This window comes from Candidatus Marifrigoribacter sp. Uisw_064 (assembly GCF_047730175.1).
Classification (GTDB): Bacteria; Bacteroidota; Bacteroidia; order Flavobacteriales; family Flavobacteriaceae; genus Marifrigoribacter.
Window position 1 is genome coordinate 2,088,589 of record NZ_CP159833.1, and the last position, 26,609, is coordinate 2,115,197.

Annotated in this window: 26 protein-coding genes; 13 read left to right on the forward strand and 13 right to left on the reverse strand. The window is 31.2% G+C overall.

Annotation, left to right across the window (positions count from 1 at the left end; all coding sequences use genetic code 11):
* Positions 1-2: 2 nt before the first annotated feature.
* From ABXT64_RS09415 to guaB, 4 genes are all read left to right on the forward strand, one after another.
* Positions 3-479, forward strand: a complete 477-nt coding sequence (locus tag ABXT64_RS09415; RefSeq protein WP_443632670.1) for a heme-binding domain-containing protein — start codon at positions 3-5, stop codon at positions 477-479.
* Positions 480-610: 131 nt separating this feature from the next.
* The gene (locus ABXT64_RS09420; RefSeq protein ID WP_443632671.1) at positions 611-1,069 is read left to right on the forward strand and encodes an FMN-binding protein; all 459 of its coding nucleotides are present in this window, start codon (positions 611-613) and stop codon (positions 1,067-1,069) included.
* Complete coding sequence (locus ABXT64_RS09425) at positions 1,069-1,557, forward strand: hypothetical protein (RefSeq protein ID WP_443632672.1); 489 nt, start codon at positions 1,069-1,071, stop codon at positions 1,555-1,557. The genes ABXT64_RS09420 and ABXT64_RS09425 overlap by 1 nt, the downstream gene beginning before the upstream one ends.
* A 79-nt stretch (positions 1,558-1,636) precedes the next feature.
* A complete protein-coding gene (gene guaB / locus ABXT64_RS09430) occupies positions 1,637-3,109 on the forward strand; it encodes an IMP dehydrogenase (RefSeq protein ID WP_443632673.1) in 1,473 nt (490 codons plus the stop codon).
* Between the two features lie 32 nt (positions 3,110-3,141).
* Here guaB and ABXT64_RS09435 read toward each other — a convergent pair whose 3' ends face one another.
* The 3 genes from ABXT64_RS09435 to ABXT64_RS09445 form a co-directional block, all read right to left on the reverse strand.
* Positions 3,142-3,645, reverse strand: a complete 504-nt coding sequence (locus ABXT64_RS09435) for an OmpH family outer membrane protein (protein WP_443632674.1) — start codon at positions 3,643-3,645, stop codon at positions 3,142-3,144.
* Between the two features lie 62 nt (positions 3,646-3,707).
* Positions 3,708-3,950 carry a hypothetical protein gene (locus tag ABXT64_RS09440; RefSeq protein WP_443632675.1) on the reverse strand — a complete coding sequence of 81 codons (243 nt, stop codon included), beginning with the start codon at positions 3,948-3,950 and terminating at the stop codon, positions 3,708-3,710.
* Positions 3,950-4,318 (reverse strand): SRPBCC family protein, encoded by a 369-nt coding sequence (locus tag ABXT64_RS09445; RefSeq protein WP_443632676.1) that lies wholly within the window; start codon positions 4,316-4,318, stop codon positions 3,950-3,952. The genes ABXT64_RS09440 and ABXT64_RS09445 overlap by 1 nt, the downstream gene beginning before the upstream one ends.
* Positions 4,319-4,559: 241 nt before the next feature.
* On the opposite strand from ABXT64_RS09445, the gene ABXT64_RS09450 reads away from it, so the two are divergent.
* The 5 genes from ABXT64_RS09450 to ABXT64_RS09470 all read left to right on the forward strand — a co-directional run bounded on the left by ABXT64_RS09450 (position 4,560) and on the right by ABXT64_RS09470 (position 12,273).
* Entirely contained in the window at positions 4,560-6,515 is a 1,956-nt protein-coding gene (locus ABXT64_RS09450) for a peptidylprolyl isomerase (protein ID WP_443632677.1), read from the forward strand.
* Positions 6,515-7,366 carry a peptidyl-prolyl cis-trans isomerase gene (locus ABXT64_RS09455; protein ID WP_443632678.1) on the forward strand — a complete coding sequence of 284 codons (852 nt, stop codon included), beginning with the start codon at positions 6,515-6,517 and terminating at the stop codon, positions 7,364-7,366. The genes ABXT64_RS09450 and ABXT64_RS09455 overlap by 1 nt, the downstream gene beginning before the upstream one ends.
* Positions 7,344-8,801, forward strand: coding sequence for a peptidylprolyl isomerase (locus tag ABXT64_RS09460; protein WP_443632679.1), 1,458 nt, complete (start codon positions 7,344-7,346; stop codon positions 8,799-8,801). The genes ABXT64_RS09455 and ABXT64_RS09460 overlap by 23 nt, the downstream gene beginning before the upstream one ends.
* Before the next feature lie 10 nt (positions 8,802-8,811).
* Positions 8,812-9,765, forward strand: coding sequence for an AAA family ATPase (locus tag ABXT64_RS09465; protein ID WP_443632680.1), 954 nt, complete (start codon positions 8,812-8,814; stop codon positions 9,763-9,765).
* A gap of 237 nt (positions 9,766-10,002) precedes the next feature.
* On the forward strand, positions 10,003-12,273 hold the full coding sequence (locus ABXT64_RS09470) for an aconitate hydratase (protein WP_443632681.1): 2,271 nt from the start codon (positions 10,003-10,005) through the stop codon (positions 12,271-12,273).
* 58 nt (positions 12,274-12,331) lie between these two features.
* Here the strand turns inward: ABXT64_RS09470 and ABXT64_RS09475 are convergent, their stop codons facing one another.
* On the reverse strand, positions 12,332-13,186 hold the full coding sequence (locus ABXT64_RS09475) for a sugar phosphate nucleotidyltransferase (RefSeq protein ID WP_443632682.1): 855 nt from the start codon (positions 13,184-13,186) through the stop codon (positions 12,332-12,334).
* Between the two features lie 59 nt (positions 13,187-13,245).
* Positions 13,246-14,607 carry a Gfo/Idh/MocA family protein gene (locus ABXT64_RS09480; RefSeq protein WP_443632683.1) on the reverse strand — a complete coding sequence of 454 codons (1,362 nt, stop codon included), beginning with the start codon at positions 14,605-14,607 and terminating at the stop codon, positions 13,246-13,248.
* A gap of 95 nt (positions 14,608-14,702) precedes the next feature.
* Here ABXT64_RS09480 and ABXT64_RS09485 point away from each other — a divergent pair, with 95 nt between their 5' ends.
* The gene (locus tag ABXT64_RS09485) at positions 14,703-15,266 is read left to right on the forward strand and encodes a TlpA family protein disulfide reductase (RefSeq protein ID WP_443632684.1); all 564 of its coding nucleotides are present in this window, start codon (positions 14,703-14,705) and stop codon (positions 15,264-15,266) included.
* Between the two features lie 3 nt (positions 15,267-15,269).
* On the opposite strand, the gene ABXT64_RS09490 is transcribed toward ABXT64_RS09485, so the two are convergent.
* A complete protein-coding gene (locus tag ABXT64_RS09490) occupies positions 15,270-16,388 on the reverse strand; it encodes a serine hydrolase (protein WP_443632685.1) in 1,119 nt (372 codons plus the stop codon).
* A 138-nt stretch (positions 16,389-16,526) separates the two neighbouring features.
* Between ABXT64_RS09490 and sucC the strand changes: the two genes are divergently transcribed.
* From sucC to ABXT64_RS09505, 3 genes are all read left to right on the forward strand, one after another.
* Complete coding sequence (gene sucC, locus ABXT64_RS09495; RefSeq protein WP_443632686.1) at positions 16,527-17,717, forward strand: ADP-forming succinate--CoA ligase subunit beta; 1,191 nt, start codon at positions 16,527-16,529, stop codon at positions 17,715-17,717.
* A 165-nt stretch (positions 17,718-17,882) separates the two neighbouring features.
* Entirely contained in the window at positions 17,883-18,218 is a 336-nt protein-coding gene (locus tag ABXT64_RS09500) for a hypothetical protein (protein ID WP_443632687.1), read from the forward strand.
* Between the two features lie 69 nt (positions 18,219-18,287).
* Positions 18,288-18,686, forward strand: coding sequence for a TerB family tellurite resistance protein (locus ABXT64_RS09505; RefSeq protein WP_443632688.1), 399 nt, complete (start codon positions 18,288-18,290; stop codon positions 18,684-18,686).
* A gap of 299 nt (positions 18,687-18,985) precedes the next feature.
* On the opposite strand, the gene rluF is transcribed toward ABXT64_RS09505, so the two are convergent.
* From rluF to ABXT64_RS09540, 7 genes are all read right to left on the reverse strand, one after another.
* Positions 18,986-19,774: a 23S rRNA pseudouridine(2604) synthase RluF gene (gene rluF, locus ABXT64_RS09510; protein ID WP_443632689.1), complete on the reverse strand. Its 789-nt coding sequence runs from the start codon at positions 19,772-19,774 to the stop codon at positions 18,986-18,988.
* An 8-nt stretch (positions 19,775-19,782) separates the two neighbouring features.
* Positions 19,783-21,786, reverse strand: a complete 2,004-nt coding sequence (gene uvrB, locus ABXT64_RS09515) for an excinuclease ABC subunit UvrB (protein WP_443632690.1) — start codon at positions 21,784-21,786, stop codon at positions 19,783-19,785.
* Positions 21,787-21,973: 187 nt separating this feature from the next.
* Complete coding sequence (locus ABXT64_RS09520; RefSeq protein ID WP_443632691.1) at positions 21,974-23,032, reverse strand: nucleoid-associated protein; 1,059 nt, start codon at positions 23,030-23,032, stop codon at positions 21,974-21,976.
* Positions 23,033-23,077: 45 nt separating this feature from the next.
* The gene (locus ABXT64_RS09525) at positions 23,078-23,590 is read right to left on the reverse strand and encodes an IS1096 element passenger TnpR family protein (RefSeq protein ID WP_443632692.1); all 513 of its coding nucleotides are present in this window, start codon (positions 23,588-23,590) and stop codon (positions 23,078-23,080) included.
* 38 nt (positions 23,591-23,628) lie between these two features.
* Positions 23,629-24,642, reverse strand: coding sequence for a COX15/CtaA family protein (locus ABXT64_RS09530; protein ID WP_443632693.1), 1,014 nt, complete (start codon positions 24,640-24,642; stop codon positions 23,629-23,631).
* Positions 24,632-25,180, reverse strand: coding sequence for a GNAT family N-acetyltransferase (locus tag ABXT64_RS09535; protein WP_443632694.1), 549 nt, complete (start codon positions 25,178-25,180; stop codon positions 24,632-24,634). Before ABXT64_RS09535 ends, ABXT64_RS09530 begins: the two co-directional genes overlap by 11 nt.
* Complete coding sequence (locus ABXT64_RS09540; RefSeq protein WP_443632695.1) at positions 25,177-26,607, reverse strand: CCA tRNA nucleotidyltransferase; 1,431 nt, start codon at positions 26,605-26,607, stop codon at positions 25,177-25,179. Before ABXT64_RS09540 ends, ABXT64_RS09535 begins: the two co-directional genes overlap by 4 nt.
* Between the last annotated feature and the right edge of the window lie 2 nt (positions 26,608-26,609).

Below are 26,609 nucleotides of genomic sequence, written 5' to 3' on the forward strand. Positions count from 1 at the left end.
TCATGAAGAAAACACTTAAAATAGTTGGATATTTTTTTTTAGTAGCTTTTATTGTTATTCAATTTATACGACCTGATAAAAATCAAGGAAGTTTAGAAAGCATAGCGGCATTTCAAGAAGATACTTCAACACCTGAAAATGTAATGGTTATTTTGAAAACTCAATGTTTTGATTGTCATACTAATGTTACAAAATATCCTTGGTATGCAGAGATTGCGCCATTTTCTTTTTGGTTAGATGACCATATTTTTGATGCTAAAAAACATTTTAATATGTCTGAGTGGAGTTCCTTTTCTGCTAAAAAGAAAGATCATAAATTAGAGGAGCTAATAGAAGAAGTAGAAGAAGGGGAGATGCCTTTACCTTCTTATACTTGGATACATGGAACTCTAAGTGATGCCGATAAAAAAACTTTATTAGATTGGGCAAATATTGCTAGATTAAATTACGAGAGAGAGTTACAAGTATCTTCTGAGTAGTTCTTTCAAAATTCCCTTATTTAAATTAATTCTAAATAAGCTTGTGCAATACCTTTGTACAATGTTTCAGAAAATCTGTTTTTTGTTTTTTTGTGCTTTTATAAACCTTTCTTTTTTCAACCCTAATCGTGTTGAAAAAAAAAGCAAATAAAGTCATTTCAAAGTTTTATGCTTCGGAAACTTTTTCTAAAAATAAAATTTCCTTTTCAGAAGAGGTGCAGTATAAAATCAAATCAGATTTAAGTCAAGGTAACTTATTTGAAATAATTGAAAACGATACCTTTTTAGGTTATGGTTATATTGGAAATGCAAATAGTAAGACAGCAACGTTCGATTATTTAGTGTTATTCGATGCTGAATTCATCATCACAAAAAGTACGGTGTTAATCTATAGAGAGGAATATGGTGGAGAGATTAGTAGTAAACGTTGGTTAAAACAATTCATAGGAAAAGATGCTACTTCCGAATTAATATATAACAACAATATTATACCAATAAGTGGAGCAACAATTTCGGTTAAATCGATGACCAATGCTGTAAACGATTTATTGAAGAGAATCGCTACACTTCAAAATTTAAAACTTATTTAATGCAGTTTAACGGCTTGATACAAACTTTTCCGAAGTATATAAAAATATTTATTGCTGCATTCGTCATTGTATTAAGTATTGGATATTTTACGGGATTATTGTTTGTAAATCAGACCAATTCTACGAATCCTAGTGGAATGGAAGTAAACTATTTAGGGAATGAAGAAATTGAAGATGTTGAGGTGATGGTTTTTAAAAAGGGAGAACGAGAAATGTTAACGGTGCTTCATACTCATATTTTATCAATTTCATTTATCTTTTTCTTGTTAGGTGGTTTAGTAGCAATTACTTCATTACCTACTAAATTGAAATTATTTTTAATGGTAGAACCTTTTATTTCGATTATTTTAACCTTCGGAGGTATTTACTTTTTGTGGAAAGGAATTACATGGCTGAAGTATATTGTAATGATTTCTGGTTCATTAATGACTGTTGTATTTGTTATAAGTGTTACAGCTGTTCTATTTCAATTAACTAAAAAAGGATAAAAACCAACAAAAAGTAGTACATTTGCACGCAATTAATAAGTAACCATATTCCATTCTTTGGAAATTAATTTTAATTGCGATGACTGCACACGATAGTAAAATTCTAGGAGAAGGTTTAACATACGATGATGTACTTTTAGTACCTGCGTTTTCAGATGTTTTACCCAGAGATGTTTCAATAAAAGCAAAATTTTCAAAAAACATATATTTAAATGTCCCCGTAGTTTCGGCAGCGATGGATACTGTTACTGAAAGTGCAATGGCTATTGCAATGGCTCGTGAAGGAGGGATTGGAGTATTACATAAAAACATGTCGATAGAAGCGCAAGCAAATGAAGTAAGAAAAGTAAAACGTGCAGAAAGCGGAATGATTCAGGATCCCGTAACACTTCCAAAAACAGCAACTGTAGGCGATGCTCAAAACACGATGAAGGAATATAGTATTGGAGGAATTCCAATTACAGATGATGCTGGAAAACTAATTGGGATTGTTACAAATCGAGATCTTCGTTTTGAAAAGAATTTTAAACGTCCACTTTCAGAAGTAATGACTTCAGAGAATTTGGTTACTGTAAGTAAAGGAACTTCATTAGGTGAAGCTGAAATAATTCTTCAGAAAAATAAAATAGAAAAATTACCTGTTGTAGATGATTCAGGAAAGCTTTTAGGGCTAATCACTTTTAGAGATATTACAAAGGTAACTCAAAAACCTATAGCGAATAAAGATAGCTATGGACGATTAAGAGTTGCAGCCGCTTTAGGAGTTACTCCAGATGCAATAGATCGTGCAACTGCTTTAGTGAATGCACAAGTTGATGCAGTAATTATAGATACAGCCCACGGACATACAAAAGGTGTGGTTGATGTATTAAAACAAGTGAAAAATAAATTCCCCAATTTAGATGTAATAGTTGGTAATATCGCTACAGCAGAAGCTGCTAAATATTTAGTAGAAGCTGGTGCAGATGCTGTTAAGGTAGGAATTGGTCCTGGATCAATATGTACTACGCGTGTTGTTGCTGGGGTTGGATTTCCGCAATTTTCAGCAGTATTAGAAGTTGCAGCAGCGATAAAAGGTAGTGGAGTTCCAGTGATTGCAGATGGAGGGATTCGTTATACAGGGGATATTCCAAAAGCAATTGCAGCGGGTGCCGATTGTGTGATGTTAGGATCTTTATTAGCTGGAACTAAAGAATCGCCTGGAGAAACTATTATTTACGAAGGGCGTAAATTTAAGTCGTATAGAGGAATGGGATCTGTGGAAGCAATGAAACAAGGGTCAAAAGATAGATATTTCCAAGATGTTGAAGACGATATTAAAAAATTAGTGCCTGAAGGGATTGTAGGTAGAGTTCCTTATAAAGGAGATTTACTGGAAAGTATGACGCAGTTTATTGGTGGTTTAAGAGCTGGTATGGGCTATTGTGGTGCTAAGGACATTGAGACTTTAAAAGAATCTGCTAAGTTTATAAAGATTACAGCTTCTGGTATTAATGAAAGTCATCCTCACGATGTGACTATAACAAAAGAAGCTCCTAATTATTCTAGATAATTAGAAGCTCCTTACTATATTTTAGAATGTATCTATTCAGTAGCTAGACCCATTTTTTTCATTACCGTTAGTGTAACGTCAAAATTAGGGTCTAAATAAGCAATAGTATTGTTAATTGTTAATACTTGAGAAAAGCCTTGCTCTTTAGCAATAACTTCTAAATTCTCTCCTAATTTTTGATACAAGGGACGCATTAATTCATTTTGTTTTAATTGTAAAAGTTTAGTGGAATTTTGTTGAAGACCTTGTATTTCTTGTTCTTTTTTAATGATTTCATCTTGCTTCAATTTTTTCATTGGTCCTGTATAGCTCACCTCATTATCTTGATATGTTTTCACCATCGTTTGATAATTTGTTAATTGAGTTTGAATCTCGGTATCCAATTCAGCTCCATAAACTTGAATGTCTGAGGTGACTTTTTCTAATGCAGGCATTTTTGAAATTATAAAATCAACATCAATAGTTCCTACTTTAGATTGAGCATTCATTTGAAAGCTACATAAAGCGATGATAAGAAGTAACGTAATTTTTTTCATTATTTAATATTTGAGTGATTATAGGTTATAAAAGACAAAAGTAATGCCATTTGTAAAAAGTATTACTTTTTAAGATATTTTTGTCCTCTATGGGGTTTTAATTTTTCTCTTAAGGGATTCATAAGTGATTCATCTACTATCAAATAAGTAATAGAATACATGGATGAAATTTGTTCGGTTTCTACAAAAGAATCTTTTATGTCCTCTCGAACAATAAACTCTTTTAGATGTATTGCGTGATGTTCAGCAATTTTATGGGCGCTAGCTCCTCTAAAATCCCAGATAAGTTTTATTTGATTGCTCATTAATTATTTTCGACAAAAATACCTTTTTCTGCAAAGTTTTTGAAATCTACTAAATATTTTTTTAATTGTTTTTTAAAAGCAAAAGGCATTAGTTTAATTCCAAAGCCTGAAAAATGATATTCACAATTAGATTCCCATCGTGTAGTGTTTTCATCTAATTCATGAAAAATACTTTTTTGAATGTTATGAACTCCTTTTGTGTCATAATCTGCATGGAATTTCGCAGGAAATTTATTTTCAGTAATGGTCTCAATTAAAACCATATTTCTTTTACCCATTTGATACTCCAATTCCATTTGAGCTCCTTTTTCACCAGAGATACCATATAGTAATTTATATGATTTTAGCCCTTTTTGCCAAAACTTCATATTCTCGGGATTGTCCAGTTTTTTATAACTTCTTCCCTCGGAAGATTTATTAAAACATCGCATGTATATTTCAAAATGTATGGTTTATTATTGAATTCTTGCAATATTTTTTTTTTATAGATTTAAGGACGTTAAAAAATATATAAAAATTTAATAAAACCTTATAATGTACAAGCTTGCGTAACGTCATCTTTTTGTTATTTTTGCGTCCAATTAATGTTAACAAAAAAATACGTTAAAAATGAAAAAGTCCTTTGTAATATTCTTGTTATGTATAGTATCATTATCATTATACTCACAAAAGAAAAAAGATATTTTAATTACTATTGGAGATGAGCCCGTATTAGTTGAAGAATTTAAAAGAGTTTATGTTAAAAATATTGATTTAGTACAGGATGACTCTCAAAAAAATATAGACAGTTATTTAGATTTGTTTATAGATTATAAATTAAAGGTTAAAGAAGCTTACATTCAGAACCTTGATCAAACCGAAGAATATCAAAAGGAGTTTTCTAAATACCAAGAACAATTATCACGTAATTATTTATTTGAAGATAATGTAACTTCTAAGCTGATTAAAGAAGCTTACGATAGAGGGTTAATAGAAATAAATGCAGATCATATATTAATTGTTTCAAGATTCGATGACTTACCTCAAGATACCTTGACCGCTTATAATAAGCTAAAAGTATTACGAGAAAGAGCACTAGCAGGGGAAGATTTTACAAAACTAGTAAAAGAAAATTCTGAAGAACCAGGAGCAAAAGAAAGAGAAGGTAAGTTAGGGTATTTTTCTGCTTTTGCAATGGTATACCCTTTTGAAAACGAAGCTTATAATACTCCAACAGGAGAGATTTCTAATATTGTAAGAACTCAATTTGGTTTTCATATTTTAAAAATTAATGGAAGACGACCTAAGGAACATAAAATTAATGCTTCACATATAATGATTTCTAATAGAGTTGAAGGGCGTAATTATGAACCAGAAGACAGAATTAGAGAAATTTATGCTAAACTTCAACAAGGTGAAGCGTATGAAAATTTAGCTAAACAATATTCTGATGATAGTAATTCTGCAAAGAATGGCGGGAATTTAAGACCTTTTGGAAAAGGCGACTTGCGTTCAACAAAGTTTGAAGATGAAGCATATAAATTAGAAAAAGTTGGAGACATATCTGAACCTATTGAAACTACATTTGGATGGCATATTATTAAATTAGATGAAATATTTGGTTTGCCTTCTTTTGAAGAAGAAAAAGAATTTATCGAAAAGAGAGTAAAAACTTCAGAGAGAGCAAAAATTGTTACTCAAAAGATTAATCAAAAAATAATAGATAAATATGGCTTTTCTGAGGGGGAAGAATATTTGTCATTTTTCACAAGTTTTATAGGAGATGAAATTTTAACCAAAAAATGGGTGTTTAAAGCAGTACCAGAAAATGATAATAAATTGTTGTTTGCCATTGGTAAAAGGAATGTAACATTTAATGATTTTGCTAAATTTTTTGTAAAACGTCAAGCTAGTTCTAAACCATACAAGGTAAAAGAATCTTTAATTAAAGATTATTTTAATGATTATAAGGAACAGGAAATTAAGCAATATTTTAAAGATGAACTTGAAGTTGAAAATAAAGAATATGCAGCAGTGATTAATGAATACAGAAGTGGTTTATTGATTTATGACGTGATGAATAAAAACATCTGGGAAAAATCAAAAAAAGATACATTAGGCCTACGTTCTTTTTATGATGCAAATAAAGAAAACTATAAATGGAAAGAAAGAGTAGAAGCTGTTATTGTTTCAGCATCTGATGAGGAAACAGCAAAAAAAGCTGAAGAATTGTTAGAAAAAAATGTTTCTGAAAAAGAAATTAAAGAAACATTAAATATTGATAAAAAAGTACAAGTAATTATTACAAGTGGAACTTTTGAAAAAGGACAAAGAGAACTACCTGAAAATTTTGAAACTAAAAAAGGAGTGTCAAAAATATATACGAATAATGGCTCTTTTATCGTTGTTAAAGTAACCAATATACTTATGCCTACTATTAAATTATTAGAAGAAGTTAAGGGCAAAGTGATGAGTAATTATCAAACATATTTAGAAATAAATTGGATGAAAGAATTGCGAAATAAAAATGAAATTATAATTAATAAAAAAGCCTTGAAAAAAGTTAAAAAGCAATTAAATAATTAATGAATAAAACAATTATTCTATTATGTTCGTTTTTATTTGTTGCCTGTAATTTTTTTAAACAGGATAACGAAAAACTCCCTATTGCAAGAGTTAATAATACCTATTTATATTTTGAAGAAATTAAAGAATTAATTACTCAGGAAACTTCAAAAGAGGATAGTCTGTTAATAGTTAGTAATTATATAAATAGATGGGCTACACAACAATTATTAATAGACCAATCAAAAATTAATTTACCACAAGAAAGGCAAGATGCTTTTGATAATTTAGTGAATGATTATAAAAAGGATTTATATACTGAAGCTTATAAAGGATCAATTGTATCTCTCCAATTAGACAGTGCAATAACTCAAAGTCAATTACAAAGCTTTTATGATTCTAATAATGAGAATTTTAAACTAAACGGCGAGTTATTAAAGGTTAGATATATACATGTTGATGAAAATCTTTCAAATTTAGCTAAGGTTAAAGAAAAATTAAATCGGTTTAATAAAGAAGATGAAAATGATTTAAATGATTTAAGCATTCATTTTAAAAAATTTAATTTTAATGATTCCATTTGGGTTAAAAAAGAAGCCTTGCTTGAAGCAATTCCTGTTTTACAAAGTAATAACAGTCAAGTGTTAAAAAAATCTAATTTTACACAATTACAAGACTCATTAGGAGTATATTTGGTGAAAATTGAGGATGTTTTAATGACTAATGACATTGCTCCATTAATCTATGTTGAGCCAACTATTAAACAGATAATACTTAATAAAAGAAAATTAGAACTTATTAAAAATCTTGAAAAAGATATTACAAAAGATGCACTTAAAAATAAAAAATTTGAAATCTACACAAATCAGTAAGCTACTATTTTTATTATTAGTTTTCACACAGACGGGAGTCTTTTCACAAGAAGTTGTTACTGTAGATAGTACAGGAGTAGTAAAAAACAATGAGTTACTTACCAATGAAAATACTACAGTTTCTAAAGATACTTTAAAGCCTTTTAAACGTTATAAGGCTGAAGGTATTAGTGCTGTAATTGGAGAATATGTAATTTTAGATAGCGATATTGATAAAAGTTATTTAGAATTAGCATCGCAAGGTATTTCAATTGAAGACATAACTCGCTGTCAGCTTTTAGGAAAATTGATGGAAGATAAACTATATGCTCATCATGCAAAATTGGATAGTATTATGGTTCCTGATGCTGAAATTAATGGACAAATAGAACAGCAAATTCAATACATGGTAGGTGAATTGGGGAATGAAGAAAAGGTAGCTAAATATTATCGTAAAAATTCAATAGCAGAACTTAAAAAAGACCTTTTTGAGGTTAATAAAGTACTAAAATTAGCTAGTGAAATGCAACGTAGAGTTGTAGAAAGTGTTGAAGTTACTCCAGAAGAAGTACGTGAATTTTTCTTTTCAATTCCAGAAAATGACCGCCCTGTTTTTGGTGCAGAATTAGAAGTTGCACAAATTGTTATTGAGCCGGAAATTACAGAAGAAGCTAAACAAAAAGTACTTGATCAACTTAATGAAATGAGAATAGATGTAGTTGAAAATGGATCTTCCTTTTCAACTAAAGCTGTATTGTACTCTAAAGATCCAGGTTCTGCTTCTAAAGGAGGTTTATACAAAGGAATTAAGCGAAATGGTCCAATGGCAAAAGAGTTTAAAGACAATGCTTTTTCATTATTAGAAGGTGAAATTAGTGAGCCTTTTGAAACTGAGTTTGGATATCATATTCTTTATGTAGAAAAAATTAGAGGCCAAGAAGTAGATGTAAGACATGTATTATTATTTCCTGATGTTTCCCAAGGAACCATAGATATAGCACGTTCTAAAATTGATTCTTTAAGAACAAAAATTATTGCTGGAGATATTACTTTTGCTGAAGCAGCAAGAAAATATTCAACAGAAAAAGAAACTAGAAATAATGGCGGTCAATTAGTTAATCCAGTAAGTTTCGATACAAAATTTGACCTTACTAAAATGGATCCAACTTTGAGTGCTCAGGTTTATAATTTAAAGAAAGATGAAGTTTCAACGGTATATACCGATAGAGATAGAGCTGGAAGAAGTATGTTTAAATTATTAACTATTACAAATCGTATTGATGAACATCCTTCAGATTATGTTAAGGATTACGAAAAAATAAAAGACCTTGCACTTAAAGAAAAACAGTTAAGAGCTATTGAAACTTGGCAGAATACTAAAATTAAAGACACTTATGTGAATGTAAATGAAGATTATTCAGATTGTTCATTTTCTAGTAATTGGTTAAAGAAGTAATAAATTACATATGTCAGACGTAGCAGCAATTAAAGAATTAGTTCAAAAGTATAATGCATTAAGACAAGAAATCAAAAAGATTATTGTTGGTCAAGATGATGTAGTTGAACAAGTATTGTTGTCTGTTTTTTCTGGAGGGCATGCATTACTTATTGGAGTACCAGGATTGGCAAAAACTTTATTAGTACATACCGTTGCAAAAGCATTAGGCTTAGACTTTAAACGAATTCAATTTACCCCCGACTTAATGCCAAGTGATATACTTGGTGCTGAAATACTAGATAAGAATAGAGAGTTTAAGTTTATAAAAGGCCCAATTTTTTCTAATATAATTTTAGCAGATGAGATCAATAGAACTCCACCTAAAACACAAGCTGCCTTATTAGAAGCTATGCAAGAAAGAGCTGTTACTATTGCAGGGCATACTTATAAATTAGATAAACCTTATTTTGTATTAGCAACTCAAAACCCTATTGAGCAAGAAGGGACATATCCTTTACCTGAAGCACAATTAGATCGTTTTATGTTTGCTATAAATTTAGAGTACCCTTCTTTTTCTGAAGAAGTTGAGGTTGTGAAAAAAACTACGATTGGTGCAAACCCAATTGTAAATCCTCTATTTACTGCTGAAGAAATTACTAGGTATCAACAATTGATACAAAAAATACCGGTTGCAGATAATGTAATTGAATATGCTGTAACCTTAGTAAGTAAGACACGACCAAATAGTTCAGCTGCACCCGAAATAGTGAAAAAATATATAGATTGGGGCGCTGGTCCAAGAGCCTCTCAAAATCTAATATTAAGTGCAAAAACTCATGCTGCAATTCATGGTAAATTTTCTCCAGATATAGAAGATGTCCAAAAAGTAGCAACAGGAATTCTTCGTCATAGATTAATTAAAAATTATAAAGCAGAAGCGGAAGGCTTAAGTATTGAAGAAATAATCCAAAACTTGTTTTAAATTTTATAGAATCTTCATTTATCCAGTATTTCTTTTTAAAAATTCCTTAGTAAACCATTAAATAATTTTATTAATTTGATAATTTCAGAAGTGAATTATTATCAATTTATTAAAATATGTGCAATAAAACATACATTTCGATAAATTTATATCAGTGTTTATACCTTTTTAGTAATTATTTTTTAATTTCTGTTTGTTTTTGTAGATTTGCAAGACTTTCAAAAACTAAAAAAAGATATGGCATTCGATATTGAAATGATTAAAAAAGTGTATGCTCAAATGACTGAACGAGTTGATAAAGCACGTGAAATTGTCGGAAGACCTTTAACACTTTCAGAAAAAATATTATATAATCATCTTTGGGATGGAAAAGCATCCAAAGCATTTACAAGAGGTAAAGACTATGTTGACTTTGCACCAGACAGAATTGCTTTACAGGATGCAACTGCACAAATGGCACTATTGCAATTTATGCAAGCAGGTAAAAGCAAAGTTGCAGTGCCCACTACAACTCACTGTGATCATTTAATTCAAGCAAAGCAAGGAGCGAAGCCAGATTTAAAAACGGCTAATGAAACCAGTAATGAAGTGTTCAATTTTCTTGAATCTGTTTCAGATAAATACGGAATAGGATTTTGGAAACCGGGAGCTGGAATAATTCATCAAGTGGTTTTAGAAAATTATGCTTTCCCAGGAGGAATGATGATAGGTACCGATTCACATACTGTAAATGCAGGTGGATTAGGAATGGTAGCTATTGGTGTTGGAGGAGCTGATGCTGTAGATGTAATGGCAGGTATGCCTTGGGAACTTAAATTTCCAAAATTAATTGGAGTTAAGTTAACAGGAAAACTAAATGGTTGGACTGCATCTAAAGATGTTATATTAAAAGTTGCTGGAATTCTTACAGTAAAAGGAGGAACAGGAGCAATTGTTGAATATTTTGGACCTGGCGCTTTAAACTTATCTTGTACTGGGAAAGGAACGATTTGTAATATGGGTGCTGAAATTGGTGCAACAACCTCAACATTTGGTTACGATGATTCAATGGAACGTTTTTTACGTGCTACAGATAGAGCAGATATCGCAGATGAAGCAAATAAAATAAGACCTTACCTAACAGGTGACGATGAGGTGTATGCAAACCCGGAACAATATTTTGATGAAGTAATTGAAATTAATTTATCTGAATTAGGACCACTTTTAAATGGACCTTTTACTCCAGATTTATCTACAGAAGTTGGTTCTGCAATGACAACGAAAGCTAAAGCTAACGATTGGCCAATTAATGTAGAATGGGGATTAATAGGTTCTTGTACCAATTCTTCATACGAAGATTTGTCAAGAGCATCTTCGATTGCACAACAAGCTTTAGATAAAGGCTTAAAGATGAAAGCTGAATTAGGAATCAATCCAGGTTCTGAACAAGTGCGGTATACAGCTGATCGAGATGGAATCTTAGGAATCTTCGAAAAGTTGGATGCTAAAATATTCACGAATGCTTGTGGACCTTGTATTGGTCAATGGGCAAGGTATAGTGATCCTAAAAATGCACCTAAAAATAGTATTGTGCATTCATTTAATAGAAATTTTGCGAAACGTGCGGATGGAAATCCAAATACGCATGCATTTGTAGCATCACCAGAATTAACTGCAGCAATCGCTATTGCAGGTCGTTTAGATTTTAATCCTTTAACAGATAAATTGATTAACGAAAACGGTGAAGAAGTAATGTTCGACGAGCCTACAGGATGGGAATTACCACCAAAAGGATTCGAAGTTGAAGATAATGGGTATTTAGAACCTGTTGAAGATGGAAGTGGAATTAATGTAAGTGTTAGTGAAACTTCTGAAAGACTTCAATTATTAACTCCATTTGAACCTATTCAAGATGAAGATTTGCAAGGTGTAAAGTTATTAATTAAGGCATTTGGTAAATGTACTACAGATCATATTTCAATGGCGGGACCTTGGTTACGCTATAGAGGGCATCTAGATAATATATCTAATAACTGTTTAATTGGAGCTGTAAATGCTTATAATAAACAAACTAACTTTGTAAAGAGTCAGTTAAATGGAGAGTATGATGCGGTACCAAAAACAGCTCGTGCTTATAAGGCAGAAGGTGTTAATACAATCGTTGTAGGAGATCATAATTATGGTGAAGGTTCTTCAAGAGAACATGCTGCAATGGAACCTCGTCATTTGGGAGTAGCTGCAGTGATCGTAAAATCTTTTGCAAGAATTCATGAAACAAACCTTAAGAAACAAGGAATGTTAGGACTTACTTTTGCTATTGAATCTGAATATGATTTAATCCAAGAAGATGATACGTTTAACTTTGTAGATATTTCAAGTTTTGCTCCTGGGAAACAACTTACTTTAGAAGTGGTTCATACCGACGGAAGTAAAGATATTGTGATGTTGAATCATACGTATAACAATTCTCAAATTGAATGGTATCGTGAAGGTTCTGCTTTAAATTTAATTAAAAAACAAAACGCTTAGTTAACTATAAAATTGATGTATAAAAACTCTTTTGATGATTTCAAAAGAGTTTTTTATTTTAGTAATGTTCTTGAATATATTTTTTCATGATCTCAATGTCTTCTTTTGAAGTCAGGTCAGGAACATGTTCATGAAAAGGAATGCCTTTCATCGCTTTAGGGAATTCATTACACATGTTTAATAAAGCTGTCGGAAGCTCTTTTTCATTTCTTTCTTTATGAATAGGACAAGAGGCTAAAAACGGAAAAAACATTTTCCCATTAAATTTAAAGATATTCATACTCACACGAAACTTTCCTTTTATGTCTTTATATTGATTAGCTTCTTCAAGAGAAGGCTTTTCTATAATATCTTTTAAAAAATTTTCAGAATCAAATTGTATTAATGCAAACCTTGAAACTCTTTCTAATGAGAATAAAAGTCCGTCACGATCGTAACTAATTAAGGCATTGTTGTATCGATTTTCTCTAAGAACTTTAAGCACCTCAACCGAATATAGATTATCACTATTACAGACGGTAAATGATTCATTTTGAAGATTTGGGTATTGTTCTAATGCTTGAAAAACAGCATCTGCAGTGCCAAATGGCTTTACTCTTTCCTTTGGAATAAATTGAGTTGCATATGAAAGTTGCAAGCCATTATAGATATTGTTCTCTTTTTTTATTCCGTAGTGAGATTTAAATAATGAAGCTTCTTCGCCTACAATTAGATAAATATTTTTATAACCAGCATTTTCGGCATTCAATAACAAAAAGTCTAACAATGGTCGATTAGAACTTCCTAAACCAATTAGTGCTTTACTTTTTGTGTTTGCATGTTGGATTTCTTCTTCTGAAAGGGATGTATTTCCAACAGAAGATTTCATCCTTGAAGAAGCTCCTGCAGCTAATATGAGTAAGTTTGTATGCATTAGATATTATTTGAGAACCATGTGTAACATTAATTTGAAATGCGCTTCAAAAGAATAAATTAATAGGAGTCTTTTATCCAATTATAAGGTTTTCTTTTCACCCAATTTCCTCTGGTAAAATCTGGGAAATCTTGGGGTTCACCATTATTAGCTATTGAAGCTTCAGAAAGAGGAGTAATAGCACTCCAAGCTGCAGCATCGTATACATCTAGTGGAGGTGCAATATTTTTCTTTGCAGATTCTACAAAGGCTTGTAGTACAAAAAAGTCCATGCCTCCATGTCCAGATCCTGAAGCATGTTCACCATATTTTTTCCATAAAGGATGGTCGTATTCTTTTAACCAGTTTGTAGCATCATCCCATTGATGCGATTTTTCTGCTTTGCCTTCAATATAAATTCTATTGCCGTCTACTTCCCAAATACCGTCACTTCCTTGAACTCTAAATCCGAGTGAATAGGGGCGAGGAGAATTACAATCGTGTGTTACAATAATAGTTTCTCCATTCGATGTTTCTATCATAGATGTAATAATATCGCCCTGTTTAAATTTTAGTTTAGCATTAGGATGATCTTTACCTCCATTTTTGACTATATAATTATGAATTCCAACACCTTTAGTTGCCATTGACGTAATAGTTTCAAATCGGTTGCCACGATTAATATCACTCATCATAGCAATTGGACCGACACCATGTGTAGGGTAGACATCTGCATTTCTTAAAAGAGAATGCTGAGTTCTCCAAGCAGATTCAGAAATTCCTTTTTCACCAAATTCTACTCCTTTACCATAAGCTGTTTTTCCATCATTTAATTTTACAAAACGTAAATCATGTTGGTACCCACATCTAAAATGTAATAATTCACCAAATAAGTTTTGTTTTGCCATATTTAGAACAGCCATGATATCTCTGCGATAGCAAACATTTTCTAAAATCATTAAATGAGATCCAGTTTCTTCATGAGTATTCACTAAATCCCAACATTCTTCCATTGTGTTGGCAGCAGAAACTTCAAGTCCTGTATATTTTCCAGCAAGCATCGAATCTTTTGCCATACGGGTATGCCAAAGCCAAGGGGTCGAAATGATAATCGCATCGATTTCTTTTAAGGCAAGTAGATTCCTGTAATCGTAATCATATTTGCCAAATACTTGAGGTTTCTTTTGCCCTGCTTTTGCAATCATATCAAGTGCAATCGTATTTCTTCTAGGATCAATATCACATATGGCGATTACATTAATATCATCTCTTAACAATGAATTGTTTAAATGGTTGGTACCTCTTAAACCCACTCCAATAAAACCAACATTTAGTTTTTCTTTGCTAGAATTTAAATTCGAACCAAATGTTAATTGAGGTGCTAATGCGATACCGGTTCCTATGATGGCTGATTGCTTGACAAAATCTCTTCTTGAACTCATATGATTATAAATTGATAAAGATTATTAAAATAAATTATTCATTAAAAAGAGGATCTAATTTGTTAGCTTTATCCTGTTTTATCAACTAAGAATGAATGAAGAAATTTATTAAAAAAAATTGGAGTAACGTTATTTTTTTGGTGTTAATTATTCTTTTAGTATTTCCTCAAACTAGGATGCCTATACAAGTTGGCTTACAACGATTAATATCTTTTAGTCCTTCTGAGATAAAAGTTGATGATAGAGAACATTTAACTGATTATAAATGGAATCTAACTTCCTTGGATGCTGAAAGAATAGATTTTTCACAATCTAAAGGCAAGATTGTATTAATAAATTATTGGGCGACATGGTGTCCGCCTTGTGTTGCTGAAATGCCAGATTTACAAGAATTATATACAACTTATTCAGATCAAGTAGATTTTTATTTTATTTCTTCAGAAGAAAAAGAGAAACTAGAAAATTTTCTAACTAAGAAAAATTATAGCCTTCCTGTTTATATTCAAACAGAAAAATCACCAGATTTATTAGAAACAACCTCCTTGCCCACTACTTTTTTAATTTCAAAAGCAGGTGAGATCATTATGCGTAAAACAGGTGCCGCAAATTGGAATAGTGATTCGGTTCATGAAATAATAGATAAGCTACTCAAAGAATAGTTTTCACCTATTTTTACGTTTCATTTCTTGGATATATATTTCTCTTCCTAGTTGAGCTAAAAATGGTATGCCGGTTTCTTCATATTCATAAACAGCATCATTAAAAACAGCGTTTTTATTCACTAGAATAGTTGCAGAAAGTATGAATTTTACATCACTTACTTGGTCTTCGATGTAAGCAGTTTCAGTTATTGTTCCATAGGCAGATCCAACTTTATTATATATTTTCACTCCATCTGGAATATGTTCTTGACTATCTCCATAGATAAAAAATTTGCAGTAACTATCATAATATTCAGATCCATCATAACCAAGTTTTCGAGGAGGCTTACTCATGACATTTTTTAAATAATCTTTTGAAGCTGGTGAAAGATTAAAACGTTGATTTATAGGAAAAGTTTTTTCGAAAAATAAGTGTTTAATAGTATTGTGCTGGGTCACTAAAGGATAATAGTTTTTTTCTGAAAAAGTCATAGGCTCAGAAATAAGAGCGCCATCTTTCATAAAACCTTTTCCTTTGTTTGTACTTTGGACATATATGGTATCTATCTTATTATCTTTTTTAAGAGCAATATTTCTAGAAGATATAAACTTTATTTTTTTTCTGTCTTGTTGAGATGCATTTTCAGTTTCTATGCGATGTGCAATTCGTACAGGAGTTATTTTTAAAGCTCTTAACCGCTTGTTCATATAATCTCTTCCCAAAAATTCATACAGCCTATTATACGCTTCATTATCACTCACTGCAAAAATTTGACGAACATCATCATTGATACTATGCAAAATAGTGTCGCCTTCAATTAAGTATTCTAATTCTGGATTTAAAAATGCAGTTTTGTCAGTAAACTCAAGTGCTAAAATTGCAGCAGGAAGCTTAACTGTGCTAGCAGGATAAAAATAGTTTTGATTATTTAATTGAAAGCTATAATCTGTAAATACTGTTTTTCCTGTTTCATCTTTATTAATTTGAGTATAGATTATTTGAACTTCATGTTCACTTAAATTATCCATTACCTTTTTTATTGCGGGATGTTGACTTTTCAATGCATTATCCAAAGACGAATTAATTTCAGTCTTACATGAAATCAAAAGAAAAGTAATAATAACAAGTATATACTTCATCACATAAAAATTTTAAAAGACAAAAATATAATTTATTAATTTAGATATAAAAATATTTAGAATAACCTTTTGAAAAAGATTAGTCCAATCCTCTAACATTCATTATTTTTGCAATGCTAAAATGAGAAACACTCTATTATGAATTTACACGAATATCAAGGAAAAGAAATACTAAACAGTTTTGGTGTTGAGATACAAAGAGGAATAGTAGCACAAACACCTGCTGAGGCAGTTGAGGCTGCAAAAAAACTAACTGAAGATACTGGTACTGGATGGCATGTGGTTAAAGCACAAATTCATGCTGGTGGACGTGGAAAAGGTGGTGGAGTAAAGTTGGCAAAAAGTCTTCAAGAGGTTGAGCAAATAGCAAGTGAAATTCTAGGAATGAGCTTAATTACCCCTCAAACAAGTGCTGAAGGAAAAATAGTTCATCAAGTTCTTATTACTGAAGACGTTTATTATCCAGGAGAAAGTGAACCATCAGAATTTTACATGAGTGTTTTATTAAACCGAGGTACTGGTAAAAACATGATTATGTATTCTACAGAAGGAGGAATGGATATTGAAGCTGTTGCTGAAGATACACCTCATTTAATTTTTCATGAAGAAATTGATCCAGCATTAGGTTTATTATCTTTTCAAGCTCGCAAAATAGCTTTTAATTTAGGATTGTCAGGAATGGCTTTTAAACAAATGACAAAATTTGTTTCAGCATTATATACTGCTTATATAAAATCTGATTCTTCGCTTTTTGAAATTAATCCAGTTTTAAAAACAAGTGATAATCGTGTGATTGCTGTTGATGCTAAAGTAACTATCGATGATAATTCATTGTTTAGACATAAAGAATATGAAGCTTTAAGAGACCTTCGCGAAGAAAACCCAATTGAGGTTGAAGCAATGGAAGCAGGTCTAAACTATGTGGATTTAGATGGAAATGTGGGTTGCATGGTAAATGGAGCTGGATTAGCAATGGCAACCATGGATTTAATAAAGCAAGCAGGTGGAGAACCAGCAAATTTTTTAGATGTTGGAGGTACTGCAGATGCTGAACGTGTAGAAGCAGCTTTTCATCTTATTTTAAAAGATCCTAATGTAAAAGCTATACTAGTAAATATTTTTGGTGGTATCGTACGATGTGATCGTGTAGCGCAAGGAATTGTAGATGCTTATAAAAACATGGGTAATATCGAAGTTCCTATTATTGTACGTTTACAAGGTACAAATGCAGATATCGCTAAAGAATTAATTGATAATAGTGGATTAGATGTTCAAAGTGCTATCGAATTTCAAGAAGCTGCTGATAAAGTACAGGCAGTTTTAGCATAAATAACCGAGTATATAAAGATTAGTTAAAGCCTTAAATTATTTTAAGGCTTTTTTTTGTTTTGATACAAGCTTGCGTTAAGGATTCGTTAAAAATGTTTTCGATTTGTAACAAAAGTATGAGTATGGTCGTCTTCTTAGTATATCAATCATTTAAATCAAACAATCATGAGAAAAGTAAATGTAATTTTAATGGCCTTTGTACTTTTACTAAGTACAACAATCTTAACTGCTGCTGAGAATCCAACAGATCCAAAAAATAATACATCTGAAGAAATTTATGAATTATTAAAAGACCCAGGATTTGTAATAGAAGTTGAAACAACAGCCTTTGTAACTTTTGTAGTTAACAAAGAAAATGAAATCGTTGTTTTATCTGTTAAATCTAATAATGAAGCAATGGAAAAATTTATTAAGCAACGTCTTAATTATAAAAAAATAGAATCTTATAGTACAATAGGAAAAGAATATATAGTTCCTGTTAGGATGACAGCTGATTTATAATTCATATTCAGACAATTTAAATCCTGTTACTGCTTTGGCGGTAACAGGATTTTTTTTTATTTTTAAAGTATGAAAAAAGAAGACAATTTAGCTTTAGTTAGTGATTTAATACTATTAGCAAGAGCTGATGATAAAGTTACATTATCTGAATATGATTTTATCATGCGATTGGCCTTTAGAATGGATTTAGAAAAAAGTGATGTAGATCAATTATTTGAAAACCCATTACCCTCTAAAAATAGTTTCTCTGAAATAGAAAGAATTACTCATTTTTATAAAATGGTACTTCTTATGAATGTTGATCGAGAAACTCATGAGAAAGAAATCCTTGCGATTAGAAATTTTGGACTTAATATGGGTATTAGAGAAGGAGTGATTAATCAAGTATTAATACAAATGGAAAAATATGATGATAAAGTTATTCCCTCAAAAGAGCTGATTAAAATATTTAAGACATTTTATAATTAATATAAAATAAGTAAGTTTAAATACTTTTTTGCGAGAAAAAATATAAGTTTGAAGATTTTTATTTTTAAACGACTTATATGAAAGTATTATGCATACATTATATCTAAAAACATAAATACCTGAAAACTAGCGCTAAAAATTGTTTAAGTTTTTAAAAATGTTTGTATTTTTGCACTGTTAAAAAAGATAAACTCAATTATTTTAGAAATAAAAATTGAGAAAGAAATTAAAGGGAATGGTTGAGAATTTCGTAATTGAAATTTAATTTGGTTAGTTAGTTGATAATGACCACGTATTACTCAATCGGTACGTGGTCTCTTTTTTTGCTTATCACCCGTTCCTTCAAATTTTCTTTGTACTTGAGAAACATTTAAAGACTCCCCAAGAGAATCTTTAAGTTCATTCAACTCATTAGTAGTTAAATCACGCCATTCTCCTTCCGGTAATTCCCCAAGGTTAATATTCATGATTCGGGTTCGTTTTAAAGCAACAACTTCATATCCTAAATATTCACACATTCTTCTAATTTGCCGATTTAATCCTTGAATTAAAACAACTTTAAAAACAAAACGCCCAATTCGTTCAATTTCACATTTTTTAGTAACGGTATTTAATATAGGAATTCCATTACTCATCCTTTTTAAGAAATCGTCTGTGATTCTACGATCAACAGTTACGATATATTCCTTTTCATGGCTATTTCCAGCTCTTAAAATTTTATTGACAATATCACCATCATTTGTCATTAAAAGAAGTCCTTGACTAGGTTTATCTAATCTACCTATATGAAATATTCGTTCCTTATGATTAATAAAATCAACAACATTTCCTTCAATTCTTTGATCTGTTGTACAAGTAATTCCAACAGGCTTATTTAAAGCGATATAAACTAATTCTTCCACCTTATTAAGAGATTGACCATTAATTTTTATTTCATCTCCAGGCATCGTACGGTCTCCTAAAGTAGCAACTTGATCATTGATGGAAACTCGACCTTGTTCTATTAATTTATCTGCTTGACGTCTAGAACAAAAACCGCTATCACTAATAGCCTTATTTAAACGTTTAGAATCTGGATGATTTGTCATATCAATTTTTAGGATTGAACTTCTTGAAGCTTTTGTTGTAATGATTTTATTCGATCTCTCAATTTAGCAGCCATTAAAAAATCAAGTTCTTTTGCAGATTTTTCCATGGCTTTTCTTGATTCTCTAATTTTCTTTTCAATTTGAGCCTTTGTTAAATATTCTCCTTTTTTTTCAGCAGCTAAGCTTTCAGTAGTTTCAAAGGTATAAGCTTCTTGTTTCGATTTGGTTAAAGCATTTTCAAATGATTTTTTAATAGCTGTGGGTGTAATATTATTTGCGACATTATAAGCAATTTGTTTTTCTCTTCTATATTCTGTGGCGTCGATAGTTGCTTGCATGCTTTTTGTAATTCTATCAGCATACATAATTGCCTTTCCATTTAAATTTCTAGCTGCTCGTCCAACAGTTTGCGTCAAAGAACGAGCACTTCTTAAAAATCCTTCTTTATCAGCATCTAAAATTGCTACTAAAGAAACTTCAGGTAAATCAAGTCCTTCTCTTAATAAATTTACGCCGACTAATACATCAAAAAGACCTAAACGTAAATCTTGCATTATTTCAACACGTTCTAAGGTATCCACATCACTATGTATATATCGACTTCGCACATTAATTCTAGATAAATATTTAGTAAGCTCTTCGGCCATACGCTTGGTCAATGTTGTCACTAAAACACGTTCATCTTTTTCAATTCTTAATTGAATTTCCTCCAATAAATCATCTATTTGATTGAGGCTTGGTTTTACTTCAATCGGAGGATCTAAAAGACCAGTAGGTCGTATTACTTGTTCTACATAAACGCCTCCACTTTTTTCTAATTCATAATCTGCAGGAGTAGCACTTACGTAGATCACTTGATTTTGCATTGAAACAAACTCATCGAATTTTAATGGTCTGTTATCCATTGCTGCAGGTAATCTAAACCCATATTCCACAAGATTTTCTTTACGAGATCGATCTCCACCGTACATTGCAGATACTTGAGATACAGAAACATGACTTTCATCTACAATCATTAAATAATCATCTGGAAAGAAATCTAACAAACAAAAAGGACGAGTTCCTGGTAATCTTTTATCTAGATATCGAGAGTAATTTTCTATCCCACTACAATACCCTAATTCACGAATCATTTCGAGGTCAAAGTTGGTGCGCTCTTCTAATCTTTTAGCTTCTAAATGTTTTCCTATTTCTTTAAAATAATCTATTTGTTTTACCAAATCATCCTGAATATCTTTAATTGCCTCTTGCAACACATCTGGAGAGGTAACAAACATATTTGCAGGATATATATTTAATAGTTCATATTTTTCGATAACCTCATTGGTCTGAACATTAAATATTTCAATTTCTTCAATTTCATCACCAAAAAAATGAATTCTATATGCATCATCTGCATAACTTGGAAATACATCTACGGTATCTCCTTTTATTCTGAAATTCCCGTGGTTAAAATCAACTTCTGTTCTAGCATATAAACTTTGAACCAAACGGTGTAATAATTTTGTTCTGGAAATAATTTGACCTTGCTTAAGCTTAATTACATTTTTTTGAAATTCTACAGGATTTCCAATTCCATAGATACAAGAAACAGAAGCAACCACAATAATATCTCTTCTTCCAGAAAGTAATGATGAAGTTGTACTAAGCCTCATTTTTTCGATTTCTTCATTTATCGAAAGGTCTTTTTCTATATATGTTCCGCTGGTAGGTAAATAAGCTTCTGGTTGATAATAATCGTAATAAGAAACAAAATATTCGACTGCATTTTCAGGAAAAAAGAGTTTAAACTCTGAATATAATTGAGCAGCCAAAGTTTTGTTATGAGCAAGCACTAGGGTAGGACGTTGAACTTCCTTTATTACATTGGCGACTGTAAATGTTTTTCCACTTCCGGTAACTCCTAAAAGGGTTTGGTGTTCATCACCTGCATTAAGACCTTCCACAAGCTGTTTTATAGCTCCTGGTTGATCTCCTGTGGGTAAAAAATCAGATACAATCTTGAATTTCATGTGTCTATAATATTTTTTTTAACAGTCATACTTCGACAAGCTCAGTACAGGTATGCAGTTCACTATTAGCTATTTCGTTTAGTGATAAGCTATTTAGCAAGTTCGTTTTATAGTACGAAATGTTTAAACAAAACTACGCAAATAGTCTGTGAGTTTATTAGTTAAAAAAGGAATAGCAAAAAGTATTCTATGCTTTCTGTTCTTTGTTGAAATATACCAAATAATAGTACATTTGTTTTTCCTCGTCCCAACCTTTTTCTACAAAACGTTCCGCGCTTTCAGGGTCGATAAAATCCATTTTAATTTGAATATTAGTGTCCAAACTAATAATGTTTTTCATTTTTTTTCGAGCGGCAGTCACTGCTGTATTTGCAATAGGGAAGGAGGTAAGATCTTCAATCTTGTACTTGGGTGCTTGTTCAGACTTATAATGATTAAATTCAGTTTTAAGATCTGGATTGTCTATTACTTCATCAATAAATAGCGATTCTTCAAAGGAATCGTTTTTAGCAAAATGATTTACAGCACGATTCATAAACATTACCTCTTCTTTCTTATCTTCTGCTGGAAACACTACGTCTTTTGCAAAATCTTGACAGAATTTTAAGTATTTTTTTGTTTGAAAATTTTCATCTTCTAAGGCATCAACGCCCAAGAAACTTTCAAGCCAATATCTAGTGTCGTAGCGATTGCTGTCAACAGATAAAATTTTATATCCTTCTTCTTTTTTTAGATTGAAAATCAGACACCCCTTATCTAATTTATTAAGATTTACACCTTGTAGATGATGTGCGTCAAATTGATTTTCTTCTTTAGAAAACTGAAGAAAATCTTGTTTGATTTCAGATTTAAAAATACCAATACCTTCTACTTTTTCATTGTCAATTTGTAGGTGTTCAAAATGAACAATATATACTTCACCGCTTTTAATATGTGTATTTAATGATTGGTCATATAAATGCTTTGTTATTTTTTTACCTACTTCGTGTGTTGATTCTGGATTGTCAAAAATTTCAGAAGCAAGATTGAATAATTCATGAAATTCTAAATCGGTTTCATGAATAAATTTAAAGTAATTTTCTTCTTTTTCTCTAAAAGGTTTTAAGAAGTATTCTTTAAGCAAAGGCGTTAACTCATCATCTGCTTTATATGGTTCATTTGAAAGAAAAATAGGTTCGTTATGACTTTTATTTCCGACGTGATGAATAGATAAAGTATTAATGTGGGCAGAATATAAGTTAATCATTTAGGGCTTTTGTTTTTGTATTTATTAGGTAAAATAAGTTGAAAATTAATTCCAATTTTCATTAAAATCTAGGTCTTCATAATTTTCAGGATCTATTTCATGATCTTCATCCATTTCATCACCTTCAGGATTATCTGATACAAACTCTTTTTCGGGAGCATCGTCTGGAATATCTCCATGTGCGAACATTAAATTTGGATATGTTTTATCTTCTTCTGGTTCAGCAATATCAGCTAATTCAACCAAAAAGGTCCACAAACTAAGAAAGTCATACACATAAATTAAACGTGTATTTGCTTTGTTTGTAACATCATCAATAGAAGTTTCATTCATTACACGAAGACTATTTTCGCCTTCATTCATGTCGAATAAGGCAATTTCTTCACCTTGTTCCCATTCCTCATTACTAACATAAAAAGAAGCCATCTCTTGGCCTCCAAAGCCAAAAGCTTGTGTTATGGCATTATGCAAATCTTCTAATGTATTTTCGGCCTCTATTTCGATATCACGAAATACATCTTCTTGTGTGTCTAAAATTATTCTGAAACGATAAATCATGGTCTAAAATTAAAGGTGCAAAGATATTCTTTTAAAGCTTATTTACTAAATCTGTGCAATGTAAATGTCATGGTTGCTAATAAGAAAAATGCAATTACTTGATGCAGTACACCCAAGACAACTGGAACTTGATATAATAAGGTGAAAACACCAAGTGCAAACTGAATAAAAACTAATCCAACTAACATTTGAATAGATTTATTTTGAAGTCGGTCTGTTTTTACTTTCTTAGCTTTAAACCATATAAAAACAATAAGTCCAACTACAATATATGCTAAATAACGGTGTATAAATTGGACCCCACTTTTACCTTCGATAAAGTTTTTCCAAATAGGATTTTGCTCGATTGTAACTGTTTCATGAATTAATTTCCCATCACTCATTAATGGCCAATGATTGTGAATCCAACCCGCATCTAATCCTGCAACAAATGCTCCCCAAATAATTTGTATAACAAGTATAATATAAGTAAAACGAATTAAATTCCTTAGTCCTTTATGAAATTCCTTTTTATCAGGAAACTTTAAGTCTAAAGCGACCCAAAGAGAATAACTAAAGGTTAAAAATGCTGTTGTTAAATGCATAGCCAGGCGATAATGACTGACATCAGGGCGTTCAACTAAACCACTTTTCACCATATACCAGCCTAAAAATCCTTGGAACCCTCCTAGAAAAAGGAGAATAACACATTTCCTAATGGTAGGTTTTGTAAGTTGTTTTTTTAATAAAAAATATAAAAAGGGGATTAAAAATACAACTCCTAAAAATCGTCCTAAAAATCGATGTAGCCATTCCCAAAAATAAATGTCTTTAAAATCTTCAATTGTAATATCAGCATTTATTTTCTGATATTCAGGATATTGTTTGTAAAGATCAAATGCTTCATTCCATTCAATTTCATTCATAGGTGGTATAGTCCCAGAAATTAATTTGTAATTTGAAATTGATAAACCAGAATGTGTTAATCGAGTAATACCTCCAACGACTACCATTATGAAAATAAGGACACATCCCGTTAGAAGCCAATAAATTACTTTTTTATTATTTTTCATAATCTTCTTTAGTTAGTTCTAACCATTGTATTGGTCTTTTGTTTGGGTCATTTTCTTCGCCTGGATAAAAATCAATTTTAGTTGTTTTAAACCCCATTTTTAGTAAAACATTTGTAGAGGCTTCATTTTCAATTTCAGTGAAGCCAATAATCTTCTTGAGGTTTAGTTTTTCAAAACCATATTTTAAAGACATAATAGAAGACTCTGTAGCAATTCCTTTGCCCCAATATTCAGGCAAAAATCTATAGCCTAAATCTGAATCACCACCAGTTTCAGGTAAGTATTTAAAACCTGTAAACCCTATTAGTTTATTATCTGGTTTGTAAATAACTGCTAGGCGACCATACCCATGTTTTTCATAATCTTTAAATACTATATTATGTAATGTATCTTTGGCTTGTTCGAAGGATTTTATTAAAGTATCTCCTGTGTATTTTTGAACAATAGGATTCGAATTTAGTTCAAACATTGCTTGTTCATCTCCTAATTGAAATGGTCTAATAAGCAATCGATCAGATTCTAAAAGCACGTCTATCATGGGGTATTTATTTTTAAGCCTAATGATTTGCCTTTTTGAAGCATAAACTCATAAGCTTCGTTATAATCATTTGTAATAGTACCGTCGAGAATAGCTTCTTTTATTGCGTCCTTGATTATACCAATTTCTCTAGAGGGTTTTAAACTATAGACTTTCATAATTTCTTCACCAGAAATTGGTGGCTCGAAATTACGCACATGATCTCTTGCTTCAACTTCAATAATTTTATCACGTACTAATTTAAAGTTATTGTGGTATTTTTTAAATTTATGTGGATTCTTTGTAGTGATATCAGCTTCACATAAAGTCATTAAGTCATCAATATGTTCACCAGCATCAAAAATAAGTCTACGTACGGCACTGTCTGTGACATCAGAAGCAATGACGATGGGACGAGAACTCATGAATACCATTTTTTGAACAAATTTCATTTTTTCATTCAAGGGCATTTTCAGGCGTCTAAATAATTTATAAACCATTTTAGAACCTACAAACTCATGTCCGTGAAATGTCCAACCCACTTTTTTATCGAATTTTTTAGTAGGTGCTTTACCAACATCATGTAATAATGCAGCCCAACGAAGCCAAACATTATCAGTGTTTTTAGCTATATTATCAACTACTTCAAGTGTATGCCAAAAGTTGTCTTTATGACGTTGACCTTCAATGTCATCGACCCCTTTTAACGCAGCTAATTCTGGAAGAATTAATGGTAATAGGTTTGTTTTATTAAGAATTGAAAAACCAATAGATGGTTTTGGAGAGGCTAATATTTTATGCAATTCATCAACAATTCTTTCTTTTGAAATAATTTTAATCCGATCTGCATTCTCAGTAATTGCTTCAAACGATTTCTCTTCAATTTTAAAATTAAGCTGTGTAGCAAAACGTATCGCACGAAGCATGCGTAATGGATCATCACTATAAGTAATTCCAGGTTCCAAGGGAGTTCGTATTATTTTATCTTTAAGATCCTGAATACCATTAAAGGGATCTAATAAAGTCCCAAAATTTTCACCTTGAAGGCTAATTGCCATTGCATTTATGGTAAAATCTCTTCGATTTTGATCGTCCTCTAAAGTACCACCTTCAACAGCAGGGTTTCTACTATTTTCTTCATAGGATTCTTTTCTAGCACCAACAAATTCTAACTCAATATCGTCAGCTTTCAACATAGCGGTCCCATAATTTTTAAAAATGGAAACCTTAGGGTTTTTTGGCAATAATTTAGAAACCTCTTTTGCCAATTCAATTCCACTTCCAACAGCAACTACATCAATATCTTTAGCGGTACCTCTTTGGAGAATATAATCGCGTACAAAACCACCAATCACATAGCTTTCTAATTTTAAATTAGAAGCTGCTTTGGAGATAACTCTAAATACTGAATGATCTAAAGCTTGACTGTATTGATGCTTATTTGGCATAA